Below are 14,571 nucleotides of genomic sequence, written 5' to 3' on the forward strand. Positions count from 1 at the left end.
AGCGGCTGAATACAGGGTAACCATCAACGTCGTGTCGTTATTTAACTGACGGCGCTAATGATAACGCCTTAAGGTGCTCGCCTACTTGAGCGCCTGGCAAAGGCCTTGCCAGCAGAAATCCTTGAAACTCGTCTACCCCAAGCGCTTTAAGCAGCGCATATTCCTCTTCCCGTTCAACGCCTTCGGCTAGCACGGTCATCCCCATGGCATGCCCCAGAGTGATAACAGCACGACAGATCGCCTGGTTGTGAGGCTGATGGGGCAAGTCGGTGATAAATTCTCTATCGAGCTTAAGCCGTTGAGCGGGTAAATCGCGTAGGTAAGCCAACGAGGTATGACCTGTGCCAAAGTCATCCAACGCAATCTCAATGCCGATCTCGCGTAGCCGTTGCAACTGTTGGCGGCCTTGGCTGATATTCTCCATCAGGCTGCTTTCGGTCACTTCAATTTCCAGGTCACGGGCAGGCAACTGATAGCGAGCCAAAAGCCCCTCTATCAACTCAGGCAACTCCGGGTCGTGAATATGCTCAGCGCCGAGGTTGACCGCCACCCGAAGGGGATAACCGCTTTGTCGCCACTTGGCAGCTTGCGCGCAGGCGTGGTTGAGCGCTAATCGACCAATGGGCACAATCAAGCCACTCTCTTCTGCCAGAGGAATAAACTCACCCGGCGATACCATACTGCCATCCGGTTGCGGCCAGCGAATCAGGGCCTCAGCGCCCACCGCCACGCCAGATGCATCAAACTGAAGCTGGTAATGCATCACGAGAACATCATTGTGTATGGCGTCTTTTAAAGCGCTTGAGCGCTGATGACGTCGGTGCAAATGGGTGTTGAGCTCGTTAACAAAAAAGTGGTAACGCTGCTGGCTTTGCCGCGCTCGATGGGCAGCTAAATGGGCATGACGTAACAGCTCCCGCGCATCCTCTCCATCTTGCGGGCCTAACGCAATGCCCGCCACCATTTGGCATTCAATTCGCTCGCCGTCAATGGCAAGCGGTTTGCCCAGCTCACCCAGCCAGCCTTCAACGCTTGCCGCCAAATGGGAGAGCGAAACCGTCAACGGCAGTAAAAGGTATCACCGTCCAAACGGGCCAATGTGGCGGCCTCATCCACCTGCTGGCGCAAACGCGCAGCCAGGGCAGCAAGCACTTGATCGCCCCCTTGATGACCCAGCAAGCTGTTCACTAAGCGAAAGTTCTCCAGATCCAGCACGACAAGTGCGAACCCGCGTTGGTGGTTAGCACTGCGATACACTTGATCCACGCGGTCATAGAGTAAATGCCGGTTGATTAACCCTGTCAGCTCGTCATAGCGATTACGCTGCTCTAACGCCTTCTCATAGGCTTTGCGATCCGTGATATCGGTGCCGTAAAGATTGACGTAGTTGCCGTCAACAAGGGGGGTAAGCGTTAATAACAACCAACGTTGTTCCAGGTAGCACTCCTCCTCAACCAGTTCCCCGCTTTTCAGGGCACTATCAATGCGTGTTTGCCAAGCGCTGGGCACTTGCAATTGCCGGGGCGCATCATCAGTTGGAGCATCGCAATGCCAATGGTTAAGTAACGGTCGGGCAGCACTATTTGCAAAGAGCACCTCTCCACGGTGGTCGATACGCAACGCCGGCTGACGATTCTCTTCGGGAAACCGGGCAAGGCTCTCGACAAGCGCCTGCGCTTCACGACGTTCAGCAATTTCCTGACGCAGCCGTTGGTTTATATCTTGCAGTGCTTGGGAACAGTTGGCCACGTGTCGGGAAACATCAAACCAGTTACGCCATGCCATTTTGAGCTCCCGATTTAGAGAGTGCCGTTACAGAGTCGGGCACAAGTCATGGTTAGCGACAGGCCTGAGTTCCAAGGCAAGCTGGTGGTTATTCGCTAAGCGCTCAATCGCTTGTTGGGTATCATCCAGCACCTGCGCTAAATCGTGTATAACGACCTGGGTTGTCTTCACTTGCCGTTGAGCATGGCCAGCCGCCTCATCAGCCCCTATAGTGGCGTGATCAATCGCCGTGGTTACCGTGGCCACTTTGCGCTGGCCCGCCTGGCTTTCGGCGTCAAGTGTTTCGATTTGCGACTGTAGTGCGTGCATCTTCTGCTTAACATCGCCAGTGGTACAGGAAAGCGCCTATAACCGCTGGTGAATATCACTCGCCGCTTTAGCAGCGCTGTCAGCGAGTTTATTGACCTCCATCGCCACAATGGCAAAGCCTAGCCCGACTTCACCTCCCCGAGCCGTTTCCACACGCGCGTTCACCGCAAGCAAATTCGTTTGAGTGGCTATATGCTGAATGCTGGCCGCCATGCCTTGGATATCCTCAAACTGCTGGCTAAACGTATCCACCGCCTCAGCCGTTTGCTGAGTAAGCACGCGACCTTTTGACATGCCATCCGCGACATATTGAATACGTGAATTCACATCAGTGGCGCCATGATTCGCTTGGCGCAGCGTTTTACAGCTCTGCTCAGCGGTCAACTGCAGATGCTCGGCCTCTTGACCCGCCTGACGGCTATGGGTCAGCACCTGCTCAAGGAATGCATAACGCTTTTGTGACGCGTCATTCACCTGAGAGGCATTCCCGCTAATTTCGTCTGCAAGCACAATGACACTATCAAAACGATTCATGTGCCCTCGGTTAATATGGTCATAGTGCTGTTTGGCGCCAGAGGCCCCCAGCCATGACACGCCAAACGGCACCAACATCGTTAAAGCAAATTGCCAGAAGCTGAAGTCACTGAGTTGCCAAAACGCCTCAAATTGGTTGATCACCGTTAGTAATGGCCCAACAATTAGCGCCGTTTTTAAGGCTCTTGGCCATAAAGGTGGGTGGCTGGCACTTTGGGATTTTTGACCACCCGTCTGCCTTGTGTCTGCTATTGCCATTCGTTTCCCTTGCATTCGCTTCATATATTGAGCTTAAGCTCAAAATGACGGCTTCTTATAAGTTAAGCTCTTCTTGGTGCGTCTTTTTTGATCAAGCTTACATATTGATGATGATCACCTTCTCAACGCACCTATAGATTATCGCGTCATCCTGCTTGGCTTAACTGATTTAGCCCCGTAGCCAGGATCGTGGAGCTAGCATGCCCCACTGTGATGCGGCTTGCGTAGTGTCGACGTGAAAAATCGCCGCGCATCTGTAAGGCAATAGACGCAACTACCACTAAAGCTCGTTTCCCGTTTGTTCGGTCATTTTTTGACCCCACTTATTCAATTACACAATTGACGCAAAGGATAAGTTGCATGAAGGCCCTAACACTGCTGTTTCTACGTATCTCGCTTGCAGGCCTGATGGTATTTTGGGGTGCCAACAAGCTGCTTAATACTGAAGGGAGCGCGGCAATCAGTGAGAAATACTATCTTTCGTTTATGTCCGCAGAAGGGCTTCTGACCTTTTTCGGCGTGGTACAAATCGTGATCGGGGCATTAATACTGGTCGGCTTTCTACGCCGCTGGGTGCTTCCCCTACAGGTAGTGATTAATGGGGCCTCGTTAGTGGCGGTTTTCCCCTCGATCATTGACCCGCTGGGCTGGTATTTGGAAGGCACTAACTTACTTTTTTATCCTTCGCTGATTATCTTTGCCAGCAGCCTGCTGTTAATTGCTTTCCAGCGGGAAGACGCCTTTTCGATTGATGCTTCAATCGTTAATAAACCCAAAACGTGGAAGGCTCGCCAGATGTGTTCACGCGCCCCACATCCACATTAAGCCTTTTTATGGAACGCCTTTATGACAAGGCACTGTCATGAAGGCGTTATACTCAGCTTTAAGTTGAAGGCGTCTGCGTTATCATTTGATAAATATCCATTTTCGCTGCTTCCGCTTCACTCTCATTCGGTACTTGAGTAAGTGACGATAACGCGACTATTTGATCATCCGGCTGATCGAAGAGCGCCTGTAGACGGTTATTATCCAGCTCAGCGAGATCATCCTCAGACGCCGACAACTGCAAACGCAGCATCGCTTTCAACGCGTCAACGCCTACCTTATCGCTATCAACCGTTTTAAAGACCTGCACATAGGCATCGCCCTCTTCACTAACGCCCACCTTAGCGGGCTGGTCGATAATATTGACCTGCGTACCACTGGGCACGTTATCAAATATGGAGGCAATATCCTCTGGATACATGCGTATGCAGCCCCGGCTAGCGCGCATGCCAATGCCGTCGGGCTGGTTGGTGCCATGAATTAAGTAGCCAGGAATATCCAATAAAATCGCATGCTCACCTAACGGATTGTCAGGGCCGGGAGGCACCACCGCCGGCGCGGGGTCTCCCCGCTCAGCAGCTTCTTCACGCATAGAGCGCGGCGGGTACCAGGCTGGATCCTCCAATCGAATCGTTGTCTTGGTAATACCCAGTGGTGTGTTATAGCCTTCACGGCCAATGCCAATGGGGTAAGTTTCAACCCGCGGTGTTTCACCCGGCTTAACCTCCGGGTAGTAATATAGCCTCAGTTCAGCGACGTTAATCACAATTCCCTTGCGTGCTTCATTAGGCAAAATATGGCGCCGAGGGATAGTAACGGCCGTTCCCTTACCTGGCATCCACACACTGACCTCTGGATTCGCAGAAAGAATCTCTTCATAACCCACGTTGTGCACACGAGCAATATCAATAAGCGTATCTTCTTGGCTGGCCATTACCTGGTAATCTTGACCGATCATATTGCCCTTATCAGGGAGAGGGTAATGGTTGTTGTCAGGCAACTCCTCCTCATCGCCATACACCAATAAAGGCCATGCCGAGGTGCTAACAGCTGTCATACTACAGACAGCGAGAACACTCTTTTTTAAAAAAATACGCCGTGTACTGGTGGTGTTCATTAAGCTCATTATTACGCTCCTTTAACGCTAGTAACAGACTGGGAGCGCGACCACAGGATCAATGCAGCGCCTCCTAATAACATGGGCAGTGTCAGCAAATGGCCCATGGTGACCCAATCAAAGGCGATGAACCCGATATGGGCATCGGGCATGCGTACAAACTCCACCGCAAAGCGGAAAATGCCATAACCACATAAGAAAACACCGGATAGCAGGCCTCTTCGGCGTGGACGGCGCGACAGCCAAAAAAGCACAACAAACAACACAGCTCCTTCCAGGAACATCTCGTATAGCGCAGAGGGATGGCGTGGCGCAGGCCCTACCTGCGGGAAGATCAACGCCCAAGGCACATCAGTGATACGGCCAGGAAGCTCTTGATTAATAAAATTACCCAACCGACCAGCGCCTAAGCCAATAGGGGCGAGAGGCGCTATAAAATCCGCCATATCCATAAAAGCGATACGCTTTTTGCGTGCGAAAAAGAGTGTTGCAGCAATGACACCCACCAAACCACCGTGAAAGCTCATGCCTCCATCCCATACCTGAAAGACCCACAACGGGTTACTTAACCACTGCTCCATGCCATAGAAAATGGCATAGCCCAACCGGCCGCCAACAATGACGCCAACGGCGCTATAAAAAATAAGGTCACTGATGTCTTCTTTATTGAGGCCCAGGTAGTCAGCACGCCAACGCCCCAACAGCCAGGCGGATAAAAAGCCCACCACATACATTAATCCGTACCAATGAATCACCAGTGGCCCAATCGCCACAGCAATAGGTTCAATCGCAGGGTATTCCATTGCTTTCTCCGTTTATGTCTTCCAGACATACCGTCAGCTCATGAGGTGCACTCATGATTCAGAAGCGGTATGAAAACGCGTGTAGGTCTTCAGAAATGCAATGAAAGGCGGGGAGGTTTTTCTAAACGCTCAGGGTGTGACTGGGGATAAGGCACCTTCATCAACCATTGGGGCGAAGACGTCAAAATAGCGCCTGATATGGCGTTAGCCGCGGCAGGTGCGTAGGGCGAGCAAGAAGCATCTGCATGCTCTGCGGCTTGCGCTAACAACGAGGGAGAGTGGCAATGGCTATCCGTGCTAACAGTCGCTGAGACAGGCGCGTCAACCAGACAGCTTGCTTTTACAGCGCTGCTAAAGCCAGCACCTGAAAGCGTCACCAAGATTACCAGCATCATGACGGTCAGTTGCTTGGCAATTACGCTATGCATTTTTCGCCATGTCAGCAAACATTCAAGATCCTTTTCATTTATCAACGGGCGAAAGCTTTTTACCACAAAAAGAACAACCAGTCCAAAAGGCAGCTTTCAGCTCAATGCTAAAAGCCGCCGTGCTTTTCTAAGCCCTGCTGATCTACATATTACAGTGGCCGTTCGCCTCACCAGCGAAGCGCTGACGGGCATTAACCACATAGGCCGCCAGGGCGGCTAAATCGTCAGACTCCCACTCCAGCGGCTCAGCCGCCATGGGAGATACCATGCAGAGTTGCACCATTTCGTCGGCACGGACGGTTTCAATGCCAAACAGGTTGGTGCCCATGGCAACCGGATGAGGATAGGGCTGATTGAACGTTGCCTGATAGCCTTGTTGGCCGTCACTGCCATGACAGCTGGCGCAGGAGAGACCATTCGTGCTGAGTGATGTGTCGTTGAACAGGGCTTCACCACGCTCAATCAAAGACTTAGGATTGTCGCCATTTTCATCGTAACCCGGCACATAACCTTCGGGTCGGGATACTAACTGCGTGCGCTCATTAGGCTGCACGCCTCCCCCCGCAGCACCCTCGGCTTGAGCCTCTCCTTCCGCTTCGCCCTCGCCTTCTGCCTCACCTTCGCCATCTGCCTCTGCTTCGCCCTCAGCGCTAGCCTCGCCTTCAGGTTGCGCCTCTGCCTCTGCATGATGGCTTGCCAGCATTAGTCCACTGGTAGTGGATTGATCGTTGGCAAATACGTTTTGCTCATTGGCCGAAACGCCTAGCGCGACGCCACCTGCTACCAGCACCAAAGCAGGTGCGGTGTAACGCACCTGGCGACGAAGTTTATTCAGTAAATCACTGCGGGTTTGTTTAGTGAGCGACATGGGGTCACCTCTCGAAGTCAGCCTTGTTGTGAAGAGCCGCGCCTTGGTAGGTCTCAGCCCAGCACTTGCCTAGTTGTTTGATTTTTTAGTACTACATTCAATCAGTGAGCGAACGCCTGACTTCCTTACACGCCAGGATCACAATGAAGATGAATCTATTGGTTCCCGCCAGTGCAACTGGTGGGCATCGAACCCACCTATCAATCTGGGCTTCACGATTTCAAAGTAAGGCGACAAATCAAAATCACGCGGCGTGAATAACGAGTAGTGACGCTGGGTCAGTAAACGATCACTGTTTGAGGCTGGCTCGTCATCCGCGATAGGCAATATAGGGTAGTAAATCGACTGAAAAGCTTGGGCGATCAGGGTTGAGCATATTGCTCGTGTAGGATCACCGCTGCCTAGCGTCAAAAAGTGCTTACGCCAACGCTGGGGAACGGGGGGTAACGGAAAAAAGTAACGCGCCAAATCAATAATATTATGCAAGTCATAACGATGCCCAAGGCGACTACCGACAAACTGAACTAACGCTTCAACTTCACTCACCTGTAGCCCCACAGGCCGACATATACGTAAATGACAACCGCTAAACTCACTCAGTCCGACCAAACGGACACCCTCTGCCACATCGGCTTCGATAAAACACTCACCGCCATGAGCGCCAAAATGTCGGGCATTTTCGCTCCCCACGTATAACGCTGCATGAGACCAGGACGACTGCGTCAAATATTTAATAACCACACTGAACCGCGACGAACCCTCTACCAATAAAACATCACCAGGTTTTAAAAAAGTGGCAATATGATCCTCAATTTGCCCCGCGCTCGGCTGTTCATGTCGAGGGCACGACAACCAGCAACTCATCATGTAGCCAATTTTCTGCAACACGTTTTTCATATCGCCCCCGTCTTATCTAGCACTTGTAAAGGTTGGTGCTCAACAGTCCACTATCTTTACAGTCTGATCATCAAACAAGCAGACATATCATTTGTTTTGGGTATTTTTGACATCACCATTGCCATTTATGGATCAATTGTTCCATAATCATTCAGGCCAGTTAAATGCACAACGTAAACGATCATCTTTTGATCAGAAGGAGTTTGAAATGACTGATTTCTCTTTACATACTGTTGAGAGCGCACCCAAAGAGGCTCAAGCGAACCTTCAAGCCGCTGAAAAAAAGATGGGTTTCCTGCCTAATCTTTTTGCCAAAATGGCAGAAGCCCCCACGCTGCTTGAGGCTTATCTAACACTCGACGGTATCTACGCTAAAACCAGCCTAAGCCCTGTTGAACAACAAGCAGCATTGCTCGCCATTAGTGCTGATAACCACTGCGCATTCTGCGTGGCAGCGCATACAGGTGGGATTAAGAAAGCCGGTGCCGATGACGAGATCATCAAAGATCTACGCGCACGCAACACGCCTAACGACGCCAAGCTGGCGGCCGTTACGCGTTTCGCCCGTCATTTAAATGCGCAGCGCGGCTGGGCAGAGCAAACCGAGCTGGACGCTTTTTTTGAAGCAGGTTTTACCCACCAGCACGTTCTTGAGCTAGTGATTGCTTGCGCACTAAAAACGCTTTCCAACTACACTAATCATGTTGCTGGCACCCCGCTTAATGAAGAACTTAAGCCGCTAGCTTGGGAAGCGCCTGCGTCATAATCCATGCTTATCTGTGGCCGTCGATGCGGTCACAGGCTTAATTAATTTGGAGACAGTTATGATCGACGTTATGGTCGCTTACCCTAATTCCGACACCTTGGCTTTTGACGATGCGTATTACATCGAAAAACACTCGCCGCTGGTCAATTCATTGCTTGCTGAGCACGGACTGCGCTACCTTCGCGTACATCACTGTATCGACTCTCAAGCCACTTATCACTTGGTAGCACACCTAGGGTTTGAGTCAGCACAACGCTTTGAATCCGCGTTTGCCGCTATTGGTGACCAACTGCTTGCCGACATTGCCAACTTCACCAACGTAGAGCCCGTCATGCAGGTGAATGAAGTTATTGATACGCCTGCATAGATCGCCATACAACTATAAATAAACACATTGCTGCTAGCTTATTTTACCCATGAGGACTGCCGTGACGACTGCCACGCCTTCTACTGAAGAGCACATTGCTACGCTGAGGCCCAAGCTTGTTGCCTTTGCGCTTTTACAGTTGCGCGACAATGCCGCTGCTGAGGATATTGTGCAGGACACGCTGGTCACCGCCCTGGAGAAGCACCAGACTTTTTCAGGGCGTTCGGCTTTTGAAACATGGGTGTTTGGTATTTTAAAAAATAAAATACTTGAGCGATTCCGTCATGAGCGACGTTACCTTTCTTGGCAAGACGATGAGCTGAGCGATGAAGATTCATTTGAAAACCTGTTCAAAGACAATGGGCGTTGGCAAGCCGCCAGCAAACCTACGCCCTGGGGGGAACCCGAACAAGTACTCGAAAACGCGGCGTTTTGGCGTTTGCTCGACACTTGCTTGATGGTGCTGCCCGACAATATTGCGCGGGTTTTTACTATGCGCGAATTAATGGGGCTAACCACCCAGGAAATTTGCGAAGCGTTAACGTTAAGCGAGGCAAACTGCTGGGTGATTTTGCACCGTGCACGCTTGCGGCTACGTGCCTGTATTGAAAAAGGTTGGTTAACGTAATATGAAGAAAACCCGTAAAACTTTACCTCCTAGGCAAAAAAAAGCACCGAGCAATCCTGCAAAAAAAATAACGTCAATGTTTAGAAAAATACTTATTGCACTTGCGTTTCTAGCCGTTCCGATTGCTTGGCTAATAGCTAACGAACATAGCGTGCGTACAGAATCAGATCTTAGCGTTATTGGCAGCGGAACGCCGGTCGCCGTGCAAATTCATGATCATAGTTGCCCACTTTGCCAACGCTTAAAAGCCAATGCCGAGGATGCACTGGCGCAGATAAACGAGCCACCAGCTTGGCGCGTTGTGGATATCAATACAACCAAAGGTGCTGATTTCGCCAATTAACAGGGTGTCGGCCACGTCACGATTTTACTCTTTGATGCCCAAGGCAATCGCCAAGAAACGATCCAAGGGGTCACGAGTGTTAACGCATTGCGCGACGCATTTGAACAGTTGGTAGCTTCACGCCGCTAAGCCTAACTAATCACCTTCATTATATGTTTTACTAACACTTAAATTTGTAAGGCATTTGGCTTAAAAGGCACTAAACGTTAAGCGATGAAATGCCACGGGCGTATCTTCTATGAGCCCCATTCCGGGCGCCTATCGTTATTCGTAAGAGGTTACACTATGATTATGTGTCGTGAAGCAACGCGCTTAATGTCGCTCAAACAGGATAGAACACTGACATTTCGAGAAAACACCGCCCTCCGGTTTCATCTTGCAATGTGCGGAGCATGCCGTGCCTGCGCGCGTCAATTCGACCTGCTCCACCAGATCGTTCATCACCACCCCACCCTGAGCACATCATTCAATAAAGATAGCTATCATGACACTCGTTAAGCGCATGAAAGTGGTGTTGATGATAGTGAGTAGTTTATGCAGTGCACCTTTGATGGTAGGCATCACGCTCGCGCAGGAAGTGCATTTTACCCCTAACCAAATCATGACCTGGCCTACGCGCAGTTTTGAAGGTGAAACCCAGTACACAATTGTCGAAAAATCGGGACGACGGGTACTGGAAGCAAAATCCCAAGGGCAAGCGTCTGCCCGCTATCTTGAACGTGATATTGATTTAAACGAAACGCCCTATCTGCACTGGTGCTGGCAAGTTAGCAATACCTACCCTGGATTGGACGAAACGACTAAAGCGGGCGATGACTACCCCGCTCGTGTTTATGTTGCACGTAAAACCGGGCTATTGCCTTGGCAGGTGGAATCGGTGAACTATGTTTGGTCGTCCACTCAAGAGGTTGGAAGCACCTGGAGCAACGCATTTACCGACCGTGCCGAACTAATCGCACTGCAAGGAGGCTCATCTCGCGTTAGGGAATGGGTCGCTGAGGTCCGCGATGTACGTGCAGACTTTGCTGCGCTCTTCGGCAGCTCCCCTGACCTGATTAATGGCGTTGCTTTAATGAGCGATGGCGATAATGCAGGAGGTAATGTAACGGCTTGGTTTACTCATGTTGGCTTTTCAAGCACAAAAGATACCCCCATCTGCCCGAAATAGCTGTCACCAGTCAAAATCCTCAAGATTTATACAGACATTAAGAAAGAGCAAAACATTATTATTTCAACACCCCAAATATATTGTTATAAAAAAGCGCCTGGATCATTTTAAAAATGACCCAAGTATAATTAAAATACATATTATCAACGCGCACCCTAATTATCTTTGAAGAACTAGATCCGCAGGCTTCAAGGTAGTCGTTCCTTTCACTGAATACTCGCTCTTTTTAGTCATGAACTTTTGGTCTGTTTGACGATCTCCTTTGTCATATAAAAGGTCATTTTTGGTGAACGTATCGGTTCTCAACGTAGCATGGGATTGTGGTTTTACAATTACCTCATGGCCTGCAGAGCGATCTTTGTTTAGCCCAATCGAGTTATTGGCGAAGGCTAGCGGGCTTGCAGCGATGCCCATACAGAGCCCCATTACGCACATTTTTTTCGCTAGATTATTAAACAACATGTCTATCTCCTTATTTTACAGATAGCCGCCTTACTTTTAAAACGTCACAGTAACGTAAATTTCCAGCGTCTGTTTGACTTACGCTATTCTGTGCTCTGAAATGCACAATCATTACACTCTTTATATAAAATTTCTGGAACGTTAGGCTTGTTGGGTAAAGAAAACCATCTCCGTATGCTGATACAGGACTTTTCACATTTTCAATACAAGCGCTCAAGGCCTGTTGACTTTTAAAGCCTGATGATTATAGGTTTATATATATAATAATTTATTGTGGCAGCCAATTCAGCGGCACCTAGTTTTACCATACAGCGAAATGCTGTGATCCGCCCCACTCGCAGCATGCACAGCGGATAATATTTATTCAAAGGAATTGAATGCCTCTTTCCGCTACCTTAGCCGCCGCCCACTTTACCCAGCTACGACCTCGCTTAGTGGCCTTTGCGCGGTTGCAGCTACGTGATGCAACCGCCGCTGAAGATGCGGTACAGGAAACCTTGCTCACCGCCTTTGAGAAAAGCGCTACCTTTGAAGGTCGCTCCGAGTTCGAGACGTGGGTATTTGGCATTTTAAAGTACAAAATTCTGGATCAACTGCGTCAGCAGCGCCGTCAAGGGACTTGGCAACCGCTAGACCAGGACTTAGACGACGATACCCTTGATCGTCTATTTCAACAGGATGGTCACTGGCAGAGCGCTGCCCGCCCTAGCCACTGGGGCGAGCCTGAGCAGGTATTAGAAAACCAGCGTTTTTGGCAAGTATTTGATGCCTGCCTAATCGCCTTACCGGAAAGCATTGCACGGGTATTTACCCTGCGTGAACTCATGGGGCTTTCCACCGCTGATATCTGTAAGGAAACCGGCATTACTGAAACCAACTGCTGGGTTATCTTACACCGTGCGCGTTTGCGGCTAAGAGAGTGCTTGGATCATGGTTGGTTAAATTAGTTGAAAAGGAGCCTGATATGCTTATGTGCCGCGAAGCCACGGCGTTGATGTCCTTAAAGCAGGACAAAACCCTAACGTTACGTGAAAAGATGGCGCTGCGTATTCATCTGTCGATGTGCCAGGCCTGCCGCACCTGCGCCCGCCAATTCGACCTTTTGCATCAAGCTGGCAAACATCATCCGGCCTCCCAGTATAATTCTCGCCAAACGTTAGACGATTAGCCCCTTCAACCAAGCACTGCAAACCACCTCACGCCCCTCTTACGCTTCCCATCAGCAGAAACTTGCGTGCGCCCAACAAAGATATTATACAAAATCTATACATTGAAGTGCTTTTGTTTAGAATTTTCTCTACAATTAAAATTATACACATACTGTACAAGAAGTTAAAAGAAACGGTTGGCCTCCACTGCTTTTTCCAAATTGCTCGAACAAGCAGCTTTTCAGGTGACATCAGCTAACGCTATTTATCATGATCAGTCTGGCTAGATGCCCTGATGATTAACCGAAACTCATGTTAAAAGACACCTAAAAACCCACAATTGCAACATTTTGTGTCATACAGATACAAAATGATGCTTACAAACCGGGACTGCTCTAACCTTGTACAAATGACTCAAATAGCCTCTTTGACAGGATTAGCAATGTTCACGCGCCTCGCTTCTAATGGTTTACACAGTGCACTGTACCAACATACCGCTTGTATCTCTTTTACACCTGAAGGGGTTATCAAGAAGGCAAGTGAGCAATTTCTAAACGTCGTCGGTTACACCCTTGACCAAGTGAAGGGTCAACACCACCGTGTATTCTGCTTTCCTGAAGAGAGCAATAGCCAAGAGTACCGAGCGTTTTGGCAAGCACTGGCAGCAGGGCATAGTCAGCATGGCCGCTTTCGGCGTTCGGATGCCCTGGGAGAGGAAATCTGGTTAGAGGCCACCTACATACCGATCAGTAATCGGCGCGGTAAGGTTGTCGAGGTGCTCAAAATTGCCAATGACATTACCGCTGCCCACCAAGAGGCGGAACGCAAAAACGCTGTGCTAGACGCGTTAAATAGCTCCATGGCGGTGATTGAATTTACCCCCAGCGGTGAGATTCTCAATGCGAATTCAAATTTTGAGCAGGCGATGGGGTATCGAAATGATGAATTAGTGGGTGCACACCACCGAATGTTTTGTCCCGCTAACTTCTCTCAAGCCAACCCGCGTTTCTGGGAACGGCTTGCTCAAGGCGAATACATGCAGGGTAAGTTCGAGCGTTTGGATTCTCGTGGCACCAGCGTGTGGCTAGAGGCGACTTATAATCCAATTCAAGATAGCAATGGAAACGTAGTAAAAGTGGTCAAGTTCGCCACCGATATTACCCGTTCCGTTCAGGCAGCTGAATCCGCCACTCGCGCCGTCACTGCCGCCCAAAGCACCTCTTCGCAAACAGAGCAGATCGCCCAAAACGGTCTTAGCCACCTACAGCGGGTGGTACGTGACTCTGAGCAGGCGGCGCTAACCTTGGCAGAAGCGCAGCAGCTAATCGCTGCGCTTAACAAGCAGGCACATAGTATCAATAGCATTACCGAGTCAATTGCCAAAATCGCCAATCAAACCAACCTGCTATCACTCAATGCAGCGATAGAAGCCGCACGTGCAGGCGAACAGGGTCGCGGGTTTGCGGTGGTCGCTAGCGAGGTGCGCCGCTTGGCCAAAGGGTCGAGTGAAGCGGTGGAGGATATTACTCGGGTACTGAAAGAGAACAGCGCCTTAGTGGAACGCACTACCCAGGCCATGCAGCAGGTAGTGGAACAAGGCAAATCGAGCCAAGTCAGCGTTGGTGAAATTGAAATTATCGTCAATGAGGTACTCACCGGGGCGCGCAGTGTTTCGACCTCGATTGAGCAGCTGGCTCTCGAATCCGCTTGATGGCGCAATGCAAAAGCCAGCGCATCGTGAACTGCACCCCGAAAGTTGGACGCTCAATCCAACCTTCGGGGTGTTTTTATGAGTAAGCAATACAACGAGGATTTTAAGCTGCTGCTGGTGCAACAGTATTTACGCGATCACACGAGCTTAAAGG

20 protein-coding genes are annotated in these 14,571 nt (G+C 50.1%); 10 read left to right on the forward strand and 10 right to left on the reverse strand.

Annotation, left to right across the window (positions count from 1 at the left end; genetic code table 11):
* Positions 1-37: 37 nt before the first annotated feature.
* Genes QT230_RS09345 through QT230_RS09360 form a run of 4 tightly spaced genes read right to left on the reverse strand, consistent with a single transcriptional unit; the run spans position 38 to position 2,886 of the window.
* Positions 38-1,063 carry a GGDEF domain-containing phosphodiesterase gene (locus QT230_RS09345; RefSeq protein ID WP_308321375.1) on the reverse strand — a complete coding sequence of 342 codons (1,026 nt, stop codon included), beginning with the start codon at positions 1,061-1,063 and terminating at the stop codon, positions 38-40.
* A complete protein-coding gene (locus QT230_RS09350) occupies positions 1,060-1,785 on the reverse strand; it encodes a GGDEF domain-containing protein (RefSeq protein ID WP_308321376.1) in 726 nt (241 codons plus the stop codon). Before QT230_RS09350 ends, QT230_RS09345 begins: the two co-directional genes overlap by 4 nt.
* A 27-nt stretch (positions 1,786-1,812) precedes the next feature.
* Positions 1,813-2,094 carry a hypothetical protein gene (locus QT230_RS09355; RefSeq protein WP_308321378.1) on the reverse strand — a complete coding sequence of 94 codons (282 nt, stop codon included), beginning with the start codon at positions 2,092-2,094 and terminating at the stop codon, positions 1,813-1,815.
* A 36-nt stretch (positions 2,095-2,130) separates the two neighbouring features.
* On the reverse strand, positions 2,131-2,886 hold the full coding sequence (locus QT230_RS09360) for a methyl-accepting chemotaxis protein (protein ID WP_308321380.1): 756 nt from the start codon (positions 2,884-2,886) through the stop codon (positions 2,131-2,133).
* Between the two features lie 360 nt (positions 2,887-3,246).
* Between QT230_RS09360 and QT230_RS09365 the strand changes: the two genes are divergently transcribed.
* Positions 3,247-3,711, forward strand: coding sequence for a DoxX family membrane protein (locus QT230_RS09365; protein ID WP_308321381.1), 465 nt, complete (start codon positions 3,247-3,249; stop codon positions 3,709-3,711).
* Positions 3,712-3,769: 58 nt separating this feature from the next.
* Here QT230_RS09365 and QT230_RS09370 read toward each other — a convergent pair whose 3' ends face one another.
* The 5 genes from QT230_RS09370 to QT230_RS09390 form a co-directional block, all read right to left on the reverse strand.
* Complete coding sequence (locus QT230_RS09370; RefSeq protein WP_374694450.1) at positions 3,770-4,837, reverse strand: L,D-transpeptidase family protein; 1,068 nt, start codon at positions 4,835-4,837, stop codon at positions 3,770-3,772.
* A gap of 2 nt (positions 4,838-4,839) precedes the next feature.
* Positions 4,840-5,631, reverse strand: coding sequence for a prolipoprotein diacylglyceryl transferase (lgt, locus tag QT230_RS09375; protein ID WP_308321382.1), 792 nt, complete (start codon positions 5,629-5,631; stop codon positions 4,840-4,842).
* A gap of 89 nt (positions 5,632-5,720) precedes the next feature.
* On the reverse strand, positions 5,721-6,059 hold the full coding sequence (locus QT230_RS09380) for a hypothetical protein (protein WP_308321383.1): 339 nt from the start codon (positions 6,057-6,059) through the stop codon (positions 5,721-5,723).
* Between the two features lie 142 nt (positions 6,060-6,201).
* Positions 6,202-6,927 (reverse strand): c-type cytochrome, encoded by a 726-nt coding sequence (locus tag QT230_RS09385; protein WP_308321384.1) that lies wholly within the window; start codon positions 6,925-6,927, stop codon positions 6,202-6,204.
* A gap of 138 nt (positions 6,928-7,065) precedes the next feature.
* Positions 7,066-7,824 (reverse strand): YiiX/YebB-like N1pC/P60 family cysteine hydrolase, encoded by a 759-nt coding sequence (locus QT230_RS09390; RefSeq protein ID WP_308321386.1) that lies wholly within the window; start codon positions 7,822-7,824, stop codon positions 7,066-7,068.
* A gap of 208 nt (positions 7,825-8,032) precedes the next feature.
* Here QT230_RS09390 and QT230_RS09395 point away from each other — a divergent pair, with 208 nt between their 5' ends.
* The 6 genes from QT230_RS09395 to QT230_RS09420 all read left to right on the forward strand — a co-directional run bounded on the left by QT230_RS09395 (position 8,033) and on the right by QT230_RS09420 (position 11,096).
* Entirely contained in the window at positions 8,033-8,590 is a 558-nt protein-coding gene (locus tag QT230_RS09395) for a carboxymuconolactone decarboxylase family protein (RefSeq protein ID WP_308321387.1), read from the forward strand.
* Between the two features lie 58 nt (positions 8,591-8,648).
* Positions 8,649-8,957 carry an EthD family reductase gene (locus QT230_RS09400; RefSeq protein ID WP_215092020.1) on the forward strand — a complete coding sequence of 103 codons (309 nt, stop codon included), beginning with the start codon at positions 8,649-8,651 and terminating at the stop codon, positions 8,955-8,957.
* 61 nt (positions 8,958-9,018) lie between these two features.
* Positions 9,019-9,585, forward strand: a complete 567-nt coding sequence (locus tag QT230_RS09405) for a sigma-70 family RNA polymerase sigma factor (protein ID WP_215092022.1) — start codon at positions 9,019-9,021, stop codon at positions 9,583-9,585.
* 1 nt (position 9,586) lies between these two features.
* Positions 9,587-9,928 carry a hypothetical protein gene (locus QT230_RS09410; protein WP_308321388.1) on the forward strand — a complete coding sequence of 114 codons (342 nt, stop codon included), beginning with the start codon at positions 9,587-9,589 and terminating at the stop codon, positions 9,926-9,928.
* Between the two features lie 291 nt (positions 9,929-10,219).
* Positions 10,220-10,426: a zf-HC2 domain-containing protein gene (locus QT230_RS09415; RefSeq protein WP_308321414.1), complete on the forward strand. Its 207-nt coding sequence runs from the start codon at positions 10,220-10,222 to the stop codon at positions 10,424-10,426.
* Positions 10,413-11,096, forward strand: a complete 684-nt coding sequence (locus QT230_RS09420; RefSeq protein ID WP_251048223.1) for a DUF3047 domain-containing protein — start codon at positions 10,413-10,415, stop codon at positions 11,094-11,096. Before QT230_RS09415 ends, QT230_RS09420 begins: the two co-directional genes overlap by 14 nt.
* Before the next feature lie 159 nt (positions 11,097-11,255).
* On the opposite strand, the gene QT230_RS09425 is transcribed toward QT230_RS09420, so the two are convergent.
* The gene (locus tag QT230_RS09425; RefSeq protein ID WP_308321389.1) at positions 11,256-11,558 is read right to left on the reverse strand and encodes a hypothetical protein; all 303 of its coding nucleotides are present in this window, start codon (positions 11,556-11,558) and stop codon (positions 11,256-11,258) included.
* 377 nt (positions 11,559-11,935) lie between these two features.
* On the opposite strand from QT230_RS09425, the gene QT230_RS09430 reads away from it, so the two are divergent.
* The 3 genes from QT230_RS09430 (at position 11,936) to QT230_RS09440 (ending at position 14,417) form a co-directional block, all read left to right on the forward strand.
* Positions 11,936-12,505, forward strand: coding sequence for a sigma-70 family RNA polymerase sigma factor (locus tag QT230_RS09430; RefSeq protein ID WP_308321390.1), 570 nt, complete (start codon positions 11,936-11,938; stop codon positions 12,503-12,505).
* A gap of 17 nt (positions 12,506-12,522) precedes the next feature.
* Complete coding sequence (locus QT230_RS09435; RefSeq protein ID WP_308321391.1) at positions 12,523-12,726, forward strand: zf-HC2 domain-containing protein; 204 nt, start codon at positions 12,523-12,525, stop codon at positions 12,724-12,726.
* A gap of 422 nt (positions 12,727-13,148) precedes the next feature.
* Complete coding sequence (locus QT230_RS09440; protein WP_308321392.1) at positions 13,149-14,417, forward strand: PAS domain-containing methyl-accepting chemotaxis protein; 1,269 nt, start codon at positions 13,149-13,151, stop codon at positions 14,415-14,417.
* The last annotated feature ends 154 nt before the right edge of the window (positions 14,418-14,571 follow it).

It is taken from the genome of Halomonas sp. SpR8, from assembly GCF_031010195.1.
Lineage (GTDB): Bacteria > Pseudomonadota > Gammaproteobacteria > Pseudomonadales > Halomonadaceae > Vreelandella.